This window comes from Rhodobacter flavimaris, assembly GCF_021378075.1.
In the GTDB taxonomy this organism is placed as follows: domain Bacteria; phylum Pseudomonadota; class Alphaproteobacteria; order Rhodobacterales; family Rhodobacteraceae; genus Rhodobacter; species Rhodobacter flavimaris.
Window position 1 is genome coordinate 529,649 of the sequence record NZ_JAJUOS010000001.1, and the last position, 18,264, is coordinate 547,912.

General features: G+C 65.2%; 17 protein-coding genes and 1 pseudogene. 8 read left to right on the forward strand and 10 right to left on the reverse strand.

All coding sequences use genetic code 11. The annotated features are described in order from the left end of the window. Position 1: 1 nt before the first annotated feature. A pseudogene (locus tag LZA78_RS02615) lies at positions 2-232 on the reverse strand (DDE-type integrase/transposase/recombinase); the annotation flags it as partial. Then, positions 168-857: a lysophospholipid acyltransferase family protein gene (locus tag LZA78_RS17885; protein WP_368861009.1), complete on the reverse strand. Its 690-nt coding sequence runs from the start codon at positions 855-857 to the stop codon at positions 168-170. The pseudogene LZA78_RS02615 and the gene LZA78_RS17885, both read right to left, overlap by 65 nt. Before the next feature lie 83 nt (positions 858-940). On the opposite strand from LZA78_RS17885, the gene cueR reads away from it, so the two are divergent. Both cueR and LZA78_RS02625 read left to right on the forward strand, forming a co-directional pair. After that, positions 941-1,393 (forward strand): Cu(I)-responsive transcriptional regulator, encoded by a 453-nt coding sequence (cueR, locus tag LZA78_RS02620; protein ID WP_233675387.1) that lies wholly within the window; start codon positions 941-943, stop codon positions 1,391-1,393. Positions 1,394-1,549: 156 nt separating this feature from the next. After that, entirely contained in the window at positions 1,550-1,762 is a 213-nt protein-coding gene (locus LZA78_RS02625) for a hypothetical protein (RefSeq protein WP_233675388.1), read from the forward strand. A 110-nt stretch (positions 1,763-1,872) separates the two neighbouring features. Here the strand turns inward: LZA78_RS02625 and LZA78_RS02630 are convergent, their stop codons facing one another. From LZA78_RS02630 to LZA78_RS02645, 4 genes are all read right to left on the reverse strand, one after another. Then, positions 1,873-2,904 carry a 2Fe-2S iron-sulfur cluster-binding protein gene (locus LZA78_RS02630; RefSeq protein ID WP_233675389.1) on the reverse strand — a complete coding sequence of 344 codons (1,032 nt, stop codon included), beginning with the start codon at positions 2,902-2,904 and terminating at the stop codon, positions 1,873-1,875. After that, positions 2,897-4,201 carry an MFS transporter gene (locus LZA78_RS02635; protein ID WP_233675390.1) on the reverse strand — a complete coding sequence of 435 codons (1,305 nt, stop codon included), beginning with the start codon at positions 4,199-4,201 and terminating at the stop codon, positions 2,897-2,899. Before LZA78_RS02635 ends, LZA78_RS02630 begins: the two co-directional genes overlap by 8 nt. Next, entirely contained in the window at positions 4,189-4,443 is a 255-nt protein-coding gene (locus LZA78_RS02640; RefSeq protein ID WP_233675391.1) for a glutaredoxin family protein, read from the reverse strand. Before LZA78_RS02640 ends, LZA78_RS02635 begins: the two co-directional genes overlap by 13 nt. 70 nt (positions 4,444-4,513) lie before the next feature. Then, positions 4,514-7,000, reverse strand: coding sequence for a heavy metal translocating P-type ATPase (locus tag LZA78_RS02645; protein ID WP_233675392.1), 2,487 nt, complete (start codon positions 6,998-7,000; stop codon positions 4,514-4,516). A 247-nt stretch (positions 7,001-7,247) separates the two neighbouring features. Here LZA78_RS02645 and LZA78_RS02650 point away from each other — a divergent pair, with 247 nt between their 5' ends. The 5 genes from LZA78_RS02650 to LZA78_RS02665 all read left to right on the forward strand — a co-directional run bounded on the left by LZA78_RS02650 (position 7,248) and on the right by LZA78_RS02665 (position 12,324). Then, positions 7,248-7,448 (forward strand): heavy-metal-associated domain-containing protein, encoded by a 201-nt coding sequence (locus tag LZA78_RS02650; RefSeq protein ID WP_233675393.1) that lies wholly within the window; start codon positions 7,248-7,250, stop codon positions 7,446-7,448. Positions 7,449-7,460: 12 nt separating this feature from the next. Next, on the forward strand, positions 7,461-7,625 hold the full coding sequence (locus tag LZA78_RS02655) for a hypothetical protein (RefSeq protein ID WP_233675394.1): 165 nt from the start codon (positions 7,461-7,463) through the stop codon (positions 7,623-7,625). Between the two features lie 572 nt (positions 7,626-8,197). Continuing rightward, positions 8,198-9,748 carry a multicopper oxidase family protein gene (locus tag LZA78_RS02660; protein WP_233675395.1) on the forward strand — a complete coding sequence of 517 codons (1,551 nt, stop codon included), beginning with the start codon at positions 8,198-8,200 and terminating at the stop codon, positions 9,746-9,748. Between the two features lie 65 nt (positions 9,749-9,813). Next, positions 9,814-9,939 carry a hypothetical protein gene (locus LZA78_RS17770; RefSeq protein WP_255697099.1) on the forward strand — a complete coding sequence of 42 codons (126 nt, stop codon included), beginning with the start codon at positions 9,814-9,816 and terminating at the stop codon, positions 9,937-9,939. A gap of 51 nt (positions 9,940-9,990) precedes the next feature. Beyond that, positions 9,991-12,324, forward strand: coding sequence for a heavy metal translocating P-type ATPase (locus tag LZA78_RS02665; protein WP_233675396.1), 2,334 nt, complete (start codon positions 9,991-9,993; stop codon positions 12,322-12,324). Between the two features lie 136 nt (positions 12,325-12,460). Here the strand turns inward: LZA78_RS02665 and LZA78_RS02670 are convergent, their stop codons facing one another. From LZA78_RS02670 to LZA78_RS02685, 4 genes are all read right to left on the reverse strand, one after another. Beyond that, positions 12,461-13,159, reverse strand: coding sequence for an IS6 family transposase (locus LZA78_RS02670; RefSeq protein WP_233675397.1), 699 nt, complete (start codon positions 13,157-13,159; stop codon positions 12,461-12,463). Between the two features lie 142 nt (positions 13,160-13,301). Continuing rightward, the gene (locus LZA78_RS02675; protein WP_233675398.1) at positions 13,302-14,681 is read right to left on the reverse strand and encodes an aspartate aminotransferase family protein; all 1,380 of its coding nucleotides are present in this window, start codon (positions 14,679-14,681) and stop codon (positions 13,302-13,304) included. A 17-nt stretch (positions 14,682-14,698) separates the two neighbouring features. After that, positions 14,699-16,195: an NAD-dependent succinate-semialdehyde dehydrogenase gene (locus LZA78_RS02680; RefSeq protein WP_233675399.1), complete on the reverse strand. Its 1,497-nt coding sequence runs from the start codon at positions 16,193-16,195 to the stop codon at positions 14,699-14,701. Between the two features lie 116 nt (positions 16,196-16,311). Next, on the reverse strand, positions 16,312-16,782 hold the full coding sequence (locus tag LZA78_RS02685; RefSeq protein ID WP_233675400.1) for an Lrp/AsnC family transcriptional regulator: 471 nt from the start codon (positions 16,780-16,782) through the stop codon (positions 16,312-16,314). Positions 16,783-16,846: 64 nt separating this feature from the next. Here LZA78_RS02685 and ehuR point away from each other — a divergent pair, with 64 nt between their 5' ends. Further along, complete coding sequence (gene ehuR / locus LZA78_RS02690; protein WP_233675401.1) at positions 16,847-18,232, forward strand: MocR-like ectoine utilization transcription factor EhuR; 1,386 nt, start codon at positions 16,847-16,849, stop codon at positions 18,230-18,232. The last annotated feature ends 32 nt before the right edge of the window (positions 18,233-18,264 follow it).

Consider the following 18,264-nt stretch of genomic DNA (forward strand, 5'->3'; position numbering starts at 1 on the left):
GCTTATGGTCGACGTCGCGGCACAGGTAGTGGCGCTCGCCGTTGATCTTCACAAAGATCTCGTCGAGATGCCATTTCCAGCCGCTCGATTTCATCCCCTCTATCCGACGTATTCTGATCTCCGAGGCGAACATCGGTCTAAACCGATTCCACCAAAATCGGACTGTCTCATGGCAGACATCGATGCCCCGCTCGTGCAGCAGATCCTCGACCTTCTGCGGCGAAAGTGGGAACCCTCGCTCGCGCTTCTTCAACGATACGTTCGAGAGGCCATACTGGGTCAACGCGGAATGCCTCGCCGAAGCTGACCGCCCCGGGAGCATGACGCGGCCAACGCGCACCTTTGGGCAGAACGTCATGGCCGCCGGTCACTCCAACCGGAACGACCGATAGATCGAGGCCGACGGCCAGCAGTCCGATCCCGCTCTTAAACGGCTGGAGGCTTCCGTTGGGTGATCGCGAGCCTTCTGGATAGATCAATATGGACCATCCTTTGTCAGCCAGTTCGCCGCAGTGCCCAAAGCTGGCCGCCACATTTCCGGAGCGCGAAAATGCAAAAGCATTCAGCGCCATCGAGGCGAGCCTTCCCAGCATCGGACTAGCAAAGAAATAGTCCGCCGCCGCGGCGACTGCCGTTCGACCGCGCAACGAGGCGGGAAGTGCGCGCAAAATTGACAGTGTGTCTACGTGGCTCGCATGATTTGCCACGATCAAAACAGCCCCTGTCAACGACGAAAGCCGATCGCTTCCCTCGACGTGGAAGGGGCGGCAGTAATGGCCATGGAGCGGAAAGAGCAGCCACCGTTTCTTTGACCGCTGAGGATGAAATCTCAGAGGCCCGTGCAAGGACTGTTGCACGAAAATCCTGTTGACCCTCCAATGATGGGAAGGTGCAGAAAGGATTCGATCCCGACATCCCGGGACTAGAAGGGAGCCACGCGATGAATATTGGTGAAGCCTCGAAAGCAACCGGCATCTCGGTAAAGATGCTGCGCTACTACGAAGAGATCGGTCTCGTCAGACCGGCACTACGGGCCTATTCGGGCTACCGCGTCTACTCGGAAAAGAACATCGCGATGCTTCGTTTCGTGCGGCGGGCCCGCGATCTCGGGTTCCAGGTTAAGCAGATCGCTTCCCTTCTGGATCTCTGGCAGGACGGAAGCCGCGCCAGCGCGGATGTGAAAGCGCTGGCCCTCGACCACGTTCGCGAACTGGAGCAGCGTCGGCGGGAGCTTGATGAGATGATCGGCACGCTGCAGCACCTGGCTCTTCACTGCCATGGCGACAGCCGACCCGACTGCCCGATCCTGACCGGCCTGAGCACCGAGGATGAAGCGACACCCAAGCCGGGGCGCAAGAAGGCCCCGCGCCGAAGCTTTGCCGTAGCCGGCTGATGGTTGTCAGGCATTGGGCCCGCCCTCGGTCAGGACGCTGGCAGTCGATTTTCAATCCCCGGAGGGAAGACCATGATCGGAAGGATTTGGACAACACGTGTCGACGAGCTGCGCACCCTCGAATAAGAGGCGTTCGCCAGAGAGATCTCGCTGCCGATGTTCCGTCAGCAGCCCGGATTTCTTGGTGTCGCCATGATGCACCGCGGTGAGGACTGTGTGGTGCTGACCCTTTGGCGTGATGCGGAGTTGGCAGCGGCACTCGCAAGATCCGCCTCCTGCACCCGGACCGTCAGCGAGATCGATGCCGCGGGGTTCCTTCAAGGCGAGCAGACTCTGGAGACCTACGAGGTTAACCTGCTCGCCGACTAGCCGACATAAGGCGCGCACTTCCAGTAAGCGCCCGGACGGCTCAAAGTCATGACCAAGAGACGACGTGCCACGAGGATACCTCCGTCGTCGCACGTCGCTCTTCCTGCGTCTTAACTGGCGGCTCCGACGTCTCTGACCCCGGCTGCATTCTCGGGCGTAAAGAACACGTCGGCGTGCAGATCAGCCGGCTGAAGACCGGACGCCAGAACGACTTCCGTCAAGGCGTCGATCATCACCGGAGGTCCGGCGGTATAGACCTTCCAGCCGTCCAGATCCTGCAGGTCCGCGCGGACGGCGGCATGCAGAAATCCGGTGCGCCTGTCTGTAGGCGCCGACGGAGCCGACAGTACGGGCGTCACGGTCATGTTGCCATGCTGTGCCGCGAGGGCGGCCAGTTGGTCGAGACCATAAAGATCGCGCTCGTCCCGCCCTCCGACATAGACGCGGATGGGCTGGCGCATGCCCTGAGACAAAGCGCTTTCCAGGATCGACAGGATCGGCGCCAGACCGGAGCCGCCGGCCACGGCGAGGATCGGACCAGTATGCCCGGTCCGCAAATGCGCCGAGCCGCGGGGGCCAGCGATGCGGAGGCGATCTCCAACTCGCAGTCGGCCATGGATTGCCGTCGAGGTTCGCCCATCGGGCACGCGCCGGACGTGGAACTCCAGCACGTCGGCACCCGGCGGGTTCGCCATCGAGTAGTCGCGTGCAGGCACGCCCGGCAGCTTGAGTGTCGCGTATTGGCCGGGCGCGATCAGCAGCGGTGCGCCGTCCACCCGGAGCCGCAGGCGCAGGATATCGTGCGTGAGAATCTCGGTGCCGACGACTTCCGCCGACATTTCGCGGATGGGGTGGCTGACGGCGTGCTCATCCTCCAGCCACGCCAGGCTCACCGTACCCTTCGGCACAGCGCGGCAGGGCAGGATCAGGCCGGCGTCGCGTTCCTCGGGGGGCAACGCGAAGCGCGAATGATCGAGAAGTTCAACCTTGCCGCTTGCGAGGCGCGACTTGCAATTTCCGCAACGGCCGGACTTGCAGCCGTGCGGGTAGTCGATGCCTTCGGCCAGAGCGGCCGAGAGGATCGTGTGGCCGTCCGGCACCGAAATGGTCCGGCCGATGTTGAGAAGGGTAACGTCATGCATTTCTCGATACTCCATTACAGGAAAGGGCGCACGAAGGAGCGCAGGTGACGATTCCGGTGCCGCTTGCGGCGGCGCACGCGCAGAGGCTTTCGATGAGCGGGGCTGGCAAAGCGGCCGGAGCGCGGCGCAGGACCACGACGGACAGGATCGCGGAGACGATCGGCGCAACGAAGGCGATCGACAGCGCGGCGCCGACCCCGATCTGCGCTTGCAGCGCGCCGACACCGAAGTAGAGCAGGCCCGCCAGAGCGAAGCCTAGGCCGAAGACCATGCCGGCGGCGGTGGCTCCCGCTTGTGGCGCGAGGTCCTGCGCGGCGACGACCAGGATGGGCGTGGCGGCGTAGCTAAGCGCGCCTGCGGCGGCTAGCGAAACCATGAAGCCTGCCGTTCCCGGGGCGAGCCAGAGCAACGCAAGGAAGGCTGGCATACCGGCGGACATCACCCCGGCGAGCAGCCAGGTCCGCGGCAGGCGTCCGGCGAGAAACCCGATGCCGATGCCGCCGGCCGCCGCCGCGAGCGAGAACGTGCTGAGCATACCGGCGATAGCGGGATCGGTCTCGGGCAGACCGTGCCGTTCCATCAGGTACAGCGGCAGGCCGTTCAGGACCGCTGTGGCCGGCAGAAAGGCAGAAGCGGTGGCGAGCGTGATCAGGCCGACAGGCCCGAAGACCAGCCGTATGTCGAAGCGCGGCGCGGCCGCGACCGGGCGGACCGAACTGTCCGCATTGCGCGGCGCGAAGGCAAGGATCGCAGCCGCGGCAACGAGGCCGGGCAGGATCAGGACGACTGGCAGCGCAGGGCCGGCAATGTCGCGCGCGACGGCGATCAGGCCCGGGCCGGCTGCATAGCCGAGCATGCCGCCCGCGGAAAACAGGGCAACGGCGAACTCGGGCCGCCGGGCGCCTCGCCGCACCAGCATGGAGCCTGCGGGATGGATCGCGGCGGACCCCAACCCGGCGACGGCAACCAATGCGAAGAGGAGCGATGCGCTTGGCACGACGACCAAAAGGCTGAGCAGCACAGAGCTGAATAGCACGCTCGCCGCGGTCACCGGGACCTCACCGAACCGGTCCGAGAGCCGTCCAAGCAGCGGCCCGGGCAGCGAAGCAGAAAGGCCGAAGAGTGCCACGAGGCCGGCGAGCGTTGCCTCGTCAAGCCCCAGGTGACGATGGAAAGTCGGCAGGAGCGCCGGCAGGAAGGCGGTGTAGGCATCGTTGACGGTGTGGCCGAACGTGCCGAGAAGGAGAGGCTGGCGTCCGGTGTCGACGCGCGGCGGGTCGAAGGTCATTTCGGCCATATCCCCACCTCCTTCAGGCGGGCCTCAATGCGGGGCTTGATGTCCTCGAACGTGCCGAAGGTGAACCAGTCGCCGATCTCCGCGATCGGGGCGATGCGCACGCCGAAGCGGCGTTTGGCCTCGTCCATGATCGCCAGATCGGTCAGGTCGCGTTCGGCGTAGGCGATGCCGAGGCGACCAAGCCAGGCCTTAAGCGTGCGGCAGTCCGGGCAGGTCGGGGTAGAATAGACGGTGACGGTCATGACGGGTCTCCTCGGTTGGATGGTGATGGGATAAGGGGGCGTCCACGGTTCAGCCGGGGACGCAGAGATGTCAGGACGCAGCGTGCCCGGCTTCGCCCATCGGCGCGACGAACCGGCGGAGCCGGAGCGCGTTGCCGAGGACGAAGACCGACGAGAGCGCCATGGCGCCGGCGGCGAAGACAGGCGACAGAAGGATGCCCGACACGGGGAAAAGCGCACCGGCGGCGACCGGGATCAGCGCGGCGTTGTAGGCGAAGGCCCAGAACAGGTTCTGCCGGATGTTGCGCATCGTCGCGCGGCTGAGTGCGATGGCGTTCGGAACGCCCTTCAGGCTGCCGGACATCAGCACCACGTCGGCGGCCTCGATGGCCACGTCGGTGCCGGTGCCGATGGCCAGTCCCACGTCGGCCTCGGCCAGCGCGGGGGCGTCGTTGATGCCATCGCCGACGAAGGCCACCGAGCCGAGCGCCTTGAGCCGCTTGATCGCCGTGACCTTGCCGTCGGGCAGAACCTCGGCCACCACCTCGTCGATGCCCAGCCGGCGCGCGATGGCCTCGGCCGCGCGGCGGTTGTCGCCGGTGATCATCGCGACCTTGAGCCCCAGAGCGTGCAGCGCTCGGATCGCTTCGGGCGTGGTCTCCTTGATCGGGTCGGCCACTGCGATGATCGCGGCCAGTCGCCCGCCGATGGCGGCGTAAAGCGGCGACTTGCCCTCGTCGGCGAGCCGTGCCGCAGCGCTTGCAAAGGCAGTCACGTCATGGCCGAGTTGGGCCATGTAGCGGTCGGCGCCGATCTCGACCCGGATTCCTCCGGCTTCGGCAGTGACGCCGAACCCCGTCACGCTATCGAACGAGTTCAGTGCGGGCAGGACGAGCCCTTCGGCTTCGGCCGCCTCGACGATGGCCCGTGCGATCGGGTGCTCGGACTTGGCTTCGACTGCGGCGATCCGGGACAGCACGTCGGCGCGCTGGAACCCATCGGCCAACACGAGGTCTGTTAGGGTCGGCTTGCCCTCGGTCAGCGTGCCGGTCTTGTCGAGCGCGACCACCTTCGCATCCTGGAGTCCCTGAAGTGCGTCGCCTTTGCGGAACAGCACGCCCAGTTCGGCACCGCGACCCGTGCCGACCATGATCGACGTCGGGGTGGCGAGGCCCATGGCACAGGGGCACGCGATGATCAGGACCGCGACCGCATTCACCAGACCGAAGGTCAGGGCCGGATTCGGACCGAAGAAGAACCACACGCCGAAAGTCAGTGCGGCAAGCGTCATCACCGCTGGCACGAACCACATGGTGATCTTGTCCACCAGTCCCTGGATTGGTAGCTTCGATCCTTGAGCCTCTTCGACCATGCGGATGATCTGGGCGAGCATCATGTCGCCGCCGACAGCCGTGGCACGGAAGGCAAAGGCGCCGGTCTGGTTGACGGTGCCGCCCGTGACCTGGGCGCCAGCAGTCTTGGCAACTGGAAGCGGCTCGCCGGTTATCATCGACTCGTCGATCCAGCTCTCGCCCTCGGTCACTTCGCCGTCGACCGGTACTCGTTCGCCGGGACGAACTTCGATGATGTCGCCGGGGGCCACCTCGGAAACCTCGATCTCGACGATACCGGCACCGCGTCGCACACGAGCGGTCTTGGCCTGAAGACCCACCAGCCGCTTGATCGCTTCCGAGGTGCGGCCCTTGGCCCGTGCCTCGAGCACGCGGCCCAGCAGGATCAGCGTCACGATGACCGCGGCGGCCTCGTAGTAGACGTTCACCGTACCCGCCGGCAGCAGGCCCGGCGCGAAGGTCGCGACCAGCGAATAGGCATAGGCCGCCAGCGTTCCGACGGCGACGAGGCTGTTCATGTCGGGGGCCGCGCGCAGCAGCGCCGGGATGCCCTTCTGGTAGAAGCGGATGCCGGGGAAGGCCAGCACCAGCGTGGTCAGCGCGAACTGGATTAGCCAGCTGGCCGTCATGCCGATGGTAGAGGCGATCAGGTGGTGCATTCCGGGGATGACGTGGCTGCCCATCTCCAGCAGAAAGACAGGCAGGGTAAGGCCCGCGGCAATCCCGAGGTCGCGCCGCAGGATGCGGTGTTCCTGCTCCTTCTTCGCCGCGGCCTCAGCATTGGCAGCAGCGCCGCCGTCGATGGCCCGGGCGTTGTAACCTACCTCGGCGACCGCGGCGACCAGGGTGGCGAGATCCGCCGCGCCCTTCACCGTCGCGCGCTCGGTGGCGAGGTTCACGGTCGCCTCGCTGACGCCCGGCACGGCGCGCAACGCGCGCTCGACACGCCCGACACAGGAGGCACAGGTCATGCCGTCGATGGCGAGCTCGACGGTCAATGCCGTCACAGTGTAGCCCGCGTCTTCAACGGCGCGAGTGAGATCGGCACGCTCGACAGGTCCGGCAAGACGGATGTCGGCACGCTCGGTTGCGAGGTTGACGCTGGCATCGAGGACGCCGGGGACTGCCCTCAGGGCGCGTTCGACGCGGCCCACGCAGGACGCACAGGTCATGCCCTCGATGGGAAGCGAGATGGTCTCGCGGGTGAAACTGGCTGGCGCATTCATGGCTGATTCCCTTCGGATTAGCGGTGATGCGCAAGGAAATGGGGCTTCCCAAGATGGGAGGGTCAACAGGCTTTTTCTCGGTATTCCGGAAATCTTCTGCGCTGCCTCACGCGCGCGCGTCAAAATCTCCCGACAGCGTAAAATCCGGTGCATCTCGGCCGGGAAAAGATTTTGCAGGGCCCCTATTGACCCTCCAATGCTGGGAACGACCACCTCTTGTTTCGCCAATCAAACAAAGGAGGCGAACATGCAATTCCACATCGAGAACATGACCTGCTTCGGGTGCGCACGAAGCGTGACCAAGGCGATACAGTCGGTGGACAAGGGGGCGGTGATCAAGGCCGATCCCGAAAATCGCAAGATCGAGGTCGAAACGTCGGCCTTCCGGACCGATATCGAGGCCGTTCTCGCCGAAGCGGGCTATCCCGCCACGCGCGAAGCCGCGTGACGGAGGCCGGCGATGTCCCGCCTCTCGATCGTGTTCCTGGGAACGGCCTCGGCTGCCGCCGTGGCGCTTAACCTGATCCAGGTGCAAGTTGGGGCGGCTGGCCCGGCCGCGGAAGAACCGATCGCCCGCTCCGCACACGAGTTTGCGCCGTCTGGCACCATTCATGGCGGACACTGATCTCGCCCATGCAGAGCCGCCCTCTCGAGGGCGGCTCTCGCGAAGCACTCTCTGGAAGAGGTGGCCAATCTCGCCCAGCATACCCGTGAAAGTGATAGCGTCAGAAATGGACTCGCTAGCGACTGGAGGCTATGTTCTTACCATGTTCGGTCGTGCCCTCGCTTTGCTGGCAGTGCTTGCTATCGTCCTCGTAACGACGGCGGTGCCTTCGCATGCCGCTCGCATGAGTGCAGGGGCGAACCATGCGCGTCATACCGACATGATGAGTCACATGGAGGCTGGCGATGCCCATGGCTGCGCGGGTCAGCACGCATGCAGTGAGGCAAATGCAGGGCTTTGTGCCTTCGTCTGCGCGGGCTTTACAGCTTTCGCACCGGCGCCGGAGGAAGCGGCTTCCCAGCCTATCGATCCTTCCAGACACCGGTTTCCTTCCGAAACGAGCGTCGAAAGCCGGTCTCCGGATCCGAACGAACGACCTCCCAAACCCCGTCTCCTCTGATCGCGCCCGGGCCGACGCCCGTGGCGTCCCATAGGCTTTCATGAACGGGACGGGATGTCCCGAGGAGACGACAATGAACACACTCTCACGTCGCGGCTTTCTTGCCGGATGCGCGGGCGCAGTTGCGACTTTCAACCTTTCTCGCGCCGCCATGGCGCAATCAACGGCCCCCCTTGCGCTCTCGGCTGCCACCCGAACGCTCGATATCGACGGGCGCGCGGCAACGGTCTTCGGTCTCGCCGGGCCCGGCGGCCAGGGGCTGGCACTCGATCCCGGGCAGCGGTTCCGGGTCGACCTCACCAACGATCTGGATGTCGGCACGATCATCCACTGGCACGGGCAAATCCCGCCCAACGCCCAGGACGGCGTGCCCGACATGCCGATGCCCCTTCTCGCCCCGGGCGAGACTCGGTCCTATGACTTCGAGGCCCGGCCGGGAACGCACTGGATGCACAGCCACGTGCCGATCCAGGAAATGCAGTTGCTCGCCGCACCGCTCATCGTGCGCTCGGCTGAAGACGTCGCCGCCGACCGGCAGGAGGTCGTGATGTTCCTGCACGACTTCTCGTTCAAGTCGCCCGAAGAGGTCTTGGCCGCGGTCGCGGGCGGTCACGAAGGCGGCGGTCACGGCGGACATGGCGATGCAAAAGGCACGCACCGGATGCCCATGGGAGGGATGGCCGCCATGCCGGGCATGGATCACAGCGCGATGGGCCACGGAGCCATGGGCGGCATGCCGATGGGCAACATGCAGGGCATGGGTGGGATGATGGGCATGGCGGGCCAGATGGGCGGCATGGCCATGGACCTGAACGACTACGACTGGGACGCCTATCTCGCCAATGACCGCACGCTCTCTGACCCCGAGGTGGTGCCGGTCGAGCGCGGCGGCCGTATCCGGCTCCGTGTCATCAACGCCGCGGCTGCCACGGTGTTCTGGATCGACACCGGGACGGCCGCAGCGCACCTCGTCGCGGTGGACGGCCACGCGGTTCACCCGCTTCCGGGCAGCCGGTTCGGGCTCGCCATGGGACAGCGGCTGGATCTCGAGATCGACCTCCCGAGCGAGGGCGGCGCTTGGCCGATCCTAGCCTTGCGCGAAGGAGCGCGGGAGCGGACCGGACTGATCCTCGCGACGCCGGGCGCGGAGGTCCGGCGACTCGACGCCGTCGCCGAGACCGCGGCACCTGCCTTCGACACGGATCTCGCGCAGGAAGGACGCCTAGCAGCGCTATTCCCCCTGCCTCAGCGGCCGGTGGACCGCAGCCATATCCTGATGCTGGCAGGGTCGATGCAGCCCTATGTCTGGACGATCAACGGCGCCGTCTGGGGCCAGCATCAGCCGGCCATCGCACGCAGCGGCGAGCGGGTCTTGCTGTCGTTCCACAACATGTCGATGATGGGACACCCGATGCACCTGCACGGTCACGCATTCCAGGTCGTCGGGCTGAACGGACAGGCGGTCGCGGGCGCGCTGCGCGACACCGTCTACGTGCCGCCGATGTCGATGGTGACGGTTGCACTTGATGCGGGCGAAGCAGCGCGATGGATGTTACACTGCCATCACATGCCGCATTTGGCCAAGGGCATGATGACCGAGTTCCAGGTCTCCACTTCGGCCTAATGGCAACCAATGGTCGCGCAGGGATCTTTGGTCTCCGGCGCGGCCTAACATCTGGGAGAAATATGATGTTCGGGGATGAAATGGGCTACGGAATGGGTCTGGGCATGGGGTTCGGCTGGCTGATCGGGCTTCTCGTCCTCGTTTTCTTGGTTCTCGGGATCGCGGCACTGATCAAGTACCTACGCTCCTGATCAGACGAGACCGAGCCTCCCATCCAGTCTTAAACGAAGGGGGCGACGCGAATGGAGAAACACCACCAGCACCACGTGCACCACACTGCAACGGACGCAGAGAATGTCGCAACCGATCCTGTTTGCGGCATGCAGGTCGAAATGCGCAAGGACGCAAGGTCGCGGCAATATGGCGGCGAGACCTTCTGGTTCTGCTCCGAAGTATGCGAGACGAAGTTCGACTCGGATCCCTATTTCTACGCTTCGGGCAATGTGAAGAGGGCCGGCCAGAAGCCGACACCCGGCACGCAATACACTTGCCCGATGCATCCAGAGATCGTCCGCGACGAACCGGGGAACTGCCCGATCTGCGGCATGGCGCTGGAACCCATGGTGCCGTCGGAAGAGCAAAGCCACGAACTTGTCGATTTCACGCGGCGCATGTGGATCTCGGCGACGGCGGCCGTGCCGCTGGTCATCCTGACGATGGGCGAGCTGGTGGCCTTGCCGGTGCGCGACTGGATCGGGCACAGGGTGGCCTCCTACCTGGAATGCGTGCTGGCCACGCCCATCATCCTCTGGGCCGCGCTGCCATTCTTCCGGCGCGGGATCGACTCGATCCGCAATGTCTCGCCGAACATGTGGACGCTGATTTCGCTCGGGGTCGGTGCCGCGTATCTCTACTCGCTGGTCGCGACCTTCGCGCCAGGCGTGTTCCCGGCCGAGTACAGGATGGGCCACGGCGTCGGTACGTACTACGAGGCTGCCGTCGTCATCGTCGCTCTGATCTTCGTAGGCCAGGTGCTGGAGCTGCGTGCGCGGGAACGCACGGGCGACGCAATTCGGGCGCTGCTCGACCTCGCGCCCAAGACCGCGCGCCGGATCCTGCCGGATGGATCGGAATACGACGCACCGCTGGAGAACATCGTCGAGGGCGACCTGCTGCGGGTGCGGCCCGGCGACAGCGTTCCGGTCGATGGCGAGGTCGTCGAGGGCCGGTCGTCGGTCGACGAAAGCATGATCACGGGCGAGCCGGTTCCGGTGGAGAAGGTCGAGGGCAACCGCGTCACCGGCGGCACAATCAACAAGAACGGGACGCTAGCGGTGCGTGCGACGCAGGTCGGCGCGGACACGGTGCTGTCGCAGATCGTCGAGATGGTCGCTGGCGCCCGGCGGTCGCGGGCACCGATCCAGGGACTGGCGGACAAGGTCTCCTCGGTCTTTGTGCCGACCGTCGTTCTGATAGCCATCATTGCCTTCGGTGTGTGGCTCTGGGCGGGGCCGGAACCGGCGCTGGCCTTTGCCATCGCCTCGGCTGTCTCGGTTCTGATCGTTGCCTGCCCCTGCGCGCTGGGTCTCGCCACGCCGATCTCGATCACCACGGCCGCTGGCCGGGGCGCGCAGGCGGGGGTCCTGATCAAGGATGCCGAGGCGCTGGAGCGCATGGCGCGGATCGATACGGTGATCGTCGACAAAACCGGCACGCTGACGGAGGGCAAGCCGCGACTGACCGATGTGATGGCGCTCCATGGCGAGGAGGCGGAGGTGCTGGGCCTTGCCGCCGCGCTCGAGCGCGGCTCGGAGCATCCGCTGGCTGAGGCGATAGTGGCTGGCGCGAAGGACCGGGGGTTAACGCTTGATACCGCACATGGCTTCGAGGCGGTCACTGGCAAGGGGGTCCACGGCACCGTCGCGGGGCGCAAAGTTGCGCTTGGCAATGCGGCGATGATGGCGGATCTTGGGCTTTCGACGAACGACGCCGAGGCACGGGCCGACACGCTACGCGCAAACGGCAAGACGGCGATGTTCGTCGCGGTGGACGGGGCGCTTGCAGGCATCGTTGCCGTGGCCGATCCGATCAAGGAGACGACCGAGGCCGCGATCCGCGATCTCCACGCGCTCGGGCTAACCATCATCATGGCCACTGGCGACAACCGCCGCACGGCCGAGGCGGTGGCCTCGCGGCTGGGCATCGATGAGGTGCGCGCGGGCGTCCTGCCGGAGGACAAGCAGAAGCTGATCGAGGAACTTCGCGCCAAAGGCAAGTCCGTCGCGATGGCCGGCGACGGCGTGAACGACGCCCCTGCGCTTGCGGCTGCTGATGTCGGAATTGCCATGAGCACCGGGGCCGACGTGGCGGTGGAGAGCGCCGGGATAACGCTGATGCACGGGGACCTCGTTGGCCTCGTGCGAGCGCGCAAGCTGGCCAGGGCGACGCTCAGGAACATCAAGCAGAACCTGTTCTTCGCCTTCGTCTACAACGCAGCGGGCGTGCCCGTCGCCGCCGGCGTGCTCTATCCCCTGACCGGCATTCTGCTCTCGCCGATGATCGCGGCGGCTGCGATGAGCCTCTCCTCTGTCTCGGTCATTACGAACGCGCTGCGGCTAAGGCGGATCGACCTCTGAGCGCAGCTGACGTCACTCATTAAAGGAGAACGACTTGACCCAGAATACACTCACCCGCCGCGGGAGCTGTCAGACGGATTCGAACCAGTCTCCACAAGGGCAGTAGAACTGTCCCTCATGTCTCGCAGAGACCGCGCTACTCGGCGAGAGCAGCGGCACGGATCTTCTTGAAATTGTCCCTGCAGTAGAGGCTTCGCTCCGCATTGAAATGGTTGAAGACCGAGGCGTGGACGGCGACGAATTTCTGCAGACTTCGCGTCCGGCGGAACCGATGCATTGCCCGCTCCCGTCGTCGGAAAGGCAAGTGTGAATTCTCTGCCCGGTTGTTCAGCCAACGGCTGGTCTGCTGCAAATTTGCGGCGCCGATCGCCTTCGGTGCCGCGCCGTAGGAGCGCAGCAGATCAGTGGCGATGGCCTCGGGCCGGCCGTATCTCCGCATCGTTTTCTTCAAGAATTTCAGGGCCGATTTTCTGTCCCGCGTCTTTGTCACGAAACTCTCGAGCACTTCGCCTTCGTGATCAACTGCGCGCCAGAGGTAGTGACGTTCGCCATTGATCTCCACGAAAACCTCGTCGAGATGCCAACGCCATTGGGGACCGGATCGCAACCGCTCAGCGCGTTTCGCCCGGATCTCGGAGGCAAACATCGGGCCGAACCGGTTCCACCAGAAACGGACAGATTCATGGCTGATGTCGATGCCGCGCTCGTGCAGAAGGTCCTCAACGTTGCGGAGCGATAGAGGGAACCGGACATACATCATAACCGCCAGACGAATGATTTTCGGGCTGGTCCGGAAGTACTTGAATGGGGACTCTTTCTCATCCCCAGAAGCCACGAAACCACCCTGCCCCGCTCAACGGGATTCTCTCTGACAAGGCCCGCCGCCTTGCTGGCGGCGGTTGCAGGTAGTTTGCGAACCCCAAAAAAGCGGACCGATCCAGATTGTATCAGAATTGCTTTCAGGCAGGCAGACGAGACTAGCCCCGCCCCAGCACCGCCTCGATGGCAGAAGCGGCTGCGGTGACGATGGTGTCGGCTTCAGCCTCGGTCAGGCAGAACGGCGGTGCGAAGCCCAGGATATCGCCTTGAGGCATCGCGCGGCCGATCACGCCACGATCAAGCAGCGCCGCGGCGATTGCGGGGCCGATCTTGCGTGACGGATCGAAGAACTTGCGGTCATCGCGGTCCTCGACGAATTCGACCGCGGCCATTAGCCCATCGCCCCGAACCTCACCGACATTGGCATGGCTGCCAAGCGCATCCTCCAGCCCTTTGCGGAAATAGGCGCCGACCCGGCCTGCGTTCTCGACCAGATTCAACTCGTCGATCAGGCGCAGGTTCGCGACGCCAGCCGCCGCGCAGATCGGATGCGCCGAATAGGTCCAACCGTGACCGATCGGGCCAAGCTGATCCGAGCCGCGCACCAGAACTTCCCACATCCGGTCGCTGACGATCGACCCCGAGAGCGGCGCATAGGCCGAGGTCAGCCCCTTGGCGATGGTGATCAGGTCGGGCTTCATCCCGTAATGCTGTGAGCCGAACATCGAACCGAGGCGCCCGAACCCGGTGACGACCTCATCGGCGACCAGCAGCACATCGTATTTCTCGAGCACGGCCTGAATGGCAGCCCAGTAGCCCTTGGGCGGGGGTACGATGCCGCCGGTGCCCAGGATCGGCTCTCCGATGAAGGCGGCGACGGTGTCGGGCCCTTCGGCAAGGATCAGTTCCTCCAGCTTGGCCACGCAATGGGCCGAGAACTGCTCCTCGCTCATCGAGCGGTCTTCGCGGCGGAAGTAATACGGGGCCTCGGTATGGAGAATCGGCGCGCGCGGCAGATCGAAGGCATTGTGGAACAGCTCCAGCCCGGTCAGCGAGCCGGTCATCACGCCCGAGCCATGATAGCCACGCCAGCGCGAGATGATCTTCTTCTTCTCGGGGCGGCCGAGGATGTTGTTGTAGTACCAGATCAGCTTGATGTTGGTTTCATTCGCGTCCGAACCAGACAGGCCGAAATAGACGCGGCTCATATGCGCGGGTGCGCGCTCCATGATCATATGGGCCAGCGTGATTGAGGCCTCGGTGCCGTGGCCGACATAGGCGTGGTAATAGGCCAGCTCATGCGCCTGCTGCGAGATCGCCTCGGCGATCTCGGTGCGGCCATAGCCGACATTGACGCAGTAAAGCCCGGCAAAGGCATCCAGCGAGCGTTTGCCAGCGGTGTCGGTGATATAGACGCCTTCGCCGCTACCGATGACGCGGCGCGGGCTTTCGCCGCGAGCATGCATCCCCATATGGGTCGAGGGGTGGAAGAAATGGTCGCGATCCCAGGCGTTCAGGTCGTTCTCACGGTCAAGCATGGTGGTCCTTTCTCGCCTTAGGCGGCGGTATCGATGCAAAGATATTTGAGTTCGGTGAAGGCTTCGAGCCCGTGGCGCGAGCCTTCGCGACCGAGGCCCGACTGCTTCCAGCCGCCAAACGGGATCGGCCCGCCGGTGATCTTGACGCGGTTCACCGCGATCATGCCGAAATCGAGCGCGCGCGACAGCCGTAGCGCCCGCGCGCCGTTTTCGGTCACGACATAGGCGACAAGGCCATATTCGGTGTCGTTGGCGCGACCGATCACCTCGGCCTCGGTATCGAAGGGCAGCACGGCAGCCACGGGGCCGAAGGTTTCCTCGCGCAGGATCTCGGCGGTGTCGGGGACATCGGCAAGCAGGGTGGGCGCGTAATAGAGCGCACCCGCCGGATGCACGCCGCCCCCGGCGGCGAGGCGCGCGCCCTTGGCCAGGGCATCGCGCACCTGGGCATCCACCTTGGCAACGGCCCGCGCGTGCATCAGCGGCCCGATTTCGGTGTCGCTGGCCAGCCCCGGCCCAACCTTCAGCGCCGCGATCCGCGCGGCATAGGCCGCAACGAAGCCTGCGTAGATCCCGCGCTGCACATAGATGCGGTTCGCTGCAAGGCAGTCCTGCCCCGAAGTGGCGAATTTCGCATCCATGGCGATCGTCACCGCGCGCTCCAGATCCGCATCATCGAAGATCACAAGCGGGGCATGCCCTCCCAGTTCCATCACCAGCCGCTTCATCGTCGGTGCACATTGCGCGGCGATCAAACGGCCGATTTCGGTCGAGCCTGTAAAGGACATCGCGCGCAGCCGCGTGTCGGCGCACATCCGGGCGACGATCGTGGCCGCATCGCCGGTCACGACGTTAAACACCCCTGCGGGGATGCCCGCGCGCTCGGCCAGTTCCGCCAGCGCCAGCGCCGACAGCGGCGTTTCCGCCGAGGGATGCACCACGCAGCTACATCCGGCCGCCAGGGCCGCCGCCGCCTTGCGGGTGATCATGGCCGAGGGGAAGTTCCACGGCGTCACGATCCCGACCGGGCCCAAGGCCTCGCGCCGGACGATCATCTCGGCATGGGGCAGATGCGAGGTGACGCTTTCCGCGTTCACCCGCTCGGCCTCGGAGGCATACCAGTCGAGAAAGCTGGCAGCATAGGCGATCTCGCCGCGCGATTCCGCCAGCGGCTTGCCTTGCTCAAGCGTCATGATCAGCGCCAGATCCTCGGTCGCGTCGCGCATCAGCTGCCCCCAGTTGCGCAGCATCGCAGCGCGTTCGGCGGGCAGCCGGTCGCGCCAGGGGCCGAAAGCCGCGGCGGCCGCCTCGATTGCGGCGTCGGTTTCGGCCGCGCCAAGTGCCGCCACCCGGGCCAGAAGCGCCCCCGAGTCCGGGTCGGTCACGGCGAAGTCGGCGGCGTCGCGGGCCGCGCTCCAGCGGCCGCTCACATAGCTCAGGCCGCGCAAAAGCCGGCGGTCATGCAGTCTGGAAAGCGCGTCGTGCTGGATCGGATGCGGGGTCTGGGCGTTCATGTCGGGCCTCCTCGGGTTCTTCCAAGGCTTGCACGGGCGGCGCGGAGAAAGAGCCCAAATTCGCGGGGAAAGCGCGCGGTTCAGACCATTTTAGGCGCCTTTGCTAGAGAAACTCTCTAGCCGAGCAGCGCGACGGGGAAGCCGGGCTCATCCTTGACGGTGCGGGTGACGATGTAGGTGAAATACCGCTCGATGCCGATTTCGGCGGCAAGCAACTCGTCCACCAGCCGCTGATAGGCGTCGATGTCGCGCGCCACGACCCGCAGGAAATAGTCCACCCCGCCGCCGACAGACCAACAGGCCGCAACCTCGGGGCGCGCGGTCACGGCGCGCTCGAACCGCTCAAAATCCGCCTGCCGATGATTGGCGAGGCTGACCTCCATGATGACGCTGGTAAAGGGCGCGATCTTTCGCGGCTCGATCCGGGCATGATAGCCCGCAATGATCCCGGCCTGCTCCAGCTTGCGTAGCCGCAGCCAGCAAGGTGTCGGCGAAAGGCCCGCGATCTCGGCCAGGCGCAGCTTCGTCATGCGACCGTCACGGGACACGGCCTCAAGGATACGCAGGTCGATGGCATCAAGTTTCATGACGACTCCGGTCAGCGGCGAAATATCATTTGTAAATTGACCTGATTTTTAGCAGGTTTCAATCATGACAAACTGGAGCCCAGATCCCACCCTTATCAGCCGCCCGGCCTATCTGTCTCTGGCCGAGCAATTCGCCCGCGCGATCGAGGACGGACGGCTTGCCGTCGGCACGCGCCTGCCGCCGCACCGTCGGCTGGCCGATGATCTGTCCCTGTCGGTCCAAACCGTCAGCCGCGCCTATGAAGAGCTGATCCGGCGCGGCCTGGTGTCGGGCGAGGTTGGCCGGGGGTCTTTCGTTCTCGGCCCCGGGGGCGAGGCTCGTCCGCCCTATCTGCCCGAGCGGCCCGGCGAAACCATCGACCTGTCGATCCTGAAGCCGGTCGTGGGAAAGAGCCAGCTGGACGCGATGCGCAAGGGGTTTTCCTGGCTGGCCGAAAACGTCACCGCATCCGCCGCGCTTTCGTTCCGGCCCAATTCGGTGCTGCCGATGCATCGTGCCATGGCGGCGGACTGGCTTGCGCGCGGCGGGGTGCCGGTCGAGGCGGCGAACATCACGATCACCGGAGGCGCGACAGCCGCAATCAGTTCGGCGATCATGGGCACGGTGCCGCCCGGAGCGGGCCTTGCAACCGAAGCCTTGACGCATCACACCCTGATGCCGCTTTGCCAGTATCTCGGGTTGCATCTTGAGGGCGTTGCGATCGACGATCAGGGGATGCTTCCCGCCGCGCTGGACGACGTGGCCCGCAAAGGACTGATCCGTGCGGTCTTTCTGCAACCCAATGTGATCAACCCTCTGGCCGCGCTCATGGGGGCGCAGCGGCGTGCCGAGCTGATCGAGGTCGCGCGTCGGCATGACCTGGCGATTATCGAAAACGACATTCTGAACCGCCTTGTTATGGATGCCCCGCCCCCGATTGCGGCGCTCGCCCCGGAGCGGACGCTTTATATTTGCGGCTTTACCAAGATCACCGTGCCGGGGCTTCGGATTGCCTATCTCGCCGTGCCGTCGCGCTATGCGACCGCAGTTGCTAACCGCTACCTGGTCACCAACTGGATGCCCGCGCCGCCTCTGGTAGAGCTGCTCAGCCACTGGCTGGACGACGGGACCGCAACAGCCCTGATTGCCGCTCAGCGCGAGGCGCTGGTCGGGCGCCACCTGATCGCCCGCAGCCTGCTGCCCGAAGTCGGGCTGCGCTCGCATCCGCAAAGCCTGCATCTGTGGCTGCGCCTGCCGGAAACCTGGCAGGAAGAGGGGTTTGTTGCCCATGCGCGGGCGCGGGGTGTGGCCGTTGCGCCGGGGCAGGCGTTCCGCGCGACCGACAAGGGCCGCCGCGAGTCGGTGCGCGTCTCGCTCGGATCGACCTCGGAAGACGAGTTGCGCCGCGGACTGAGCTGCATTTCCGCGATCCTTGGCGAAGAGCCCGAGGTGTTGCTGCCGACGATTTAACGGATGCATGACTTGGTTTTCGAAAAACATTG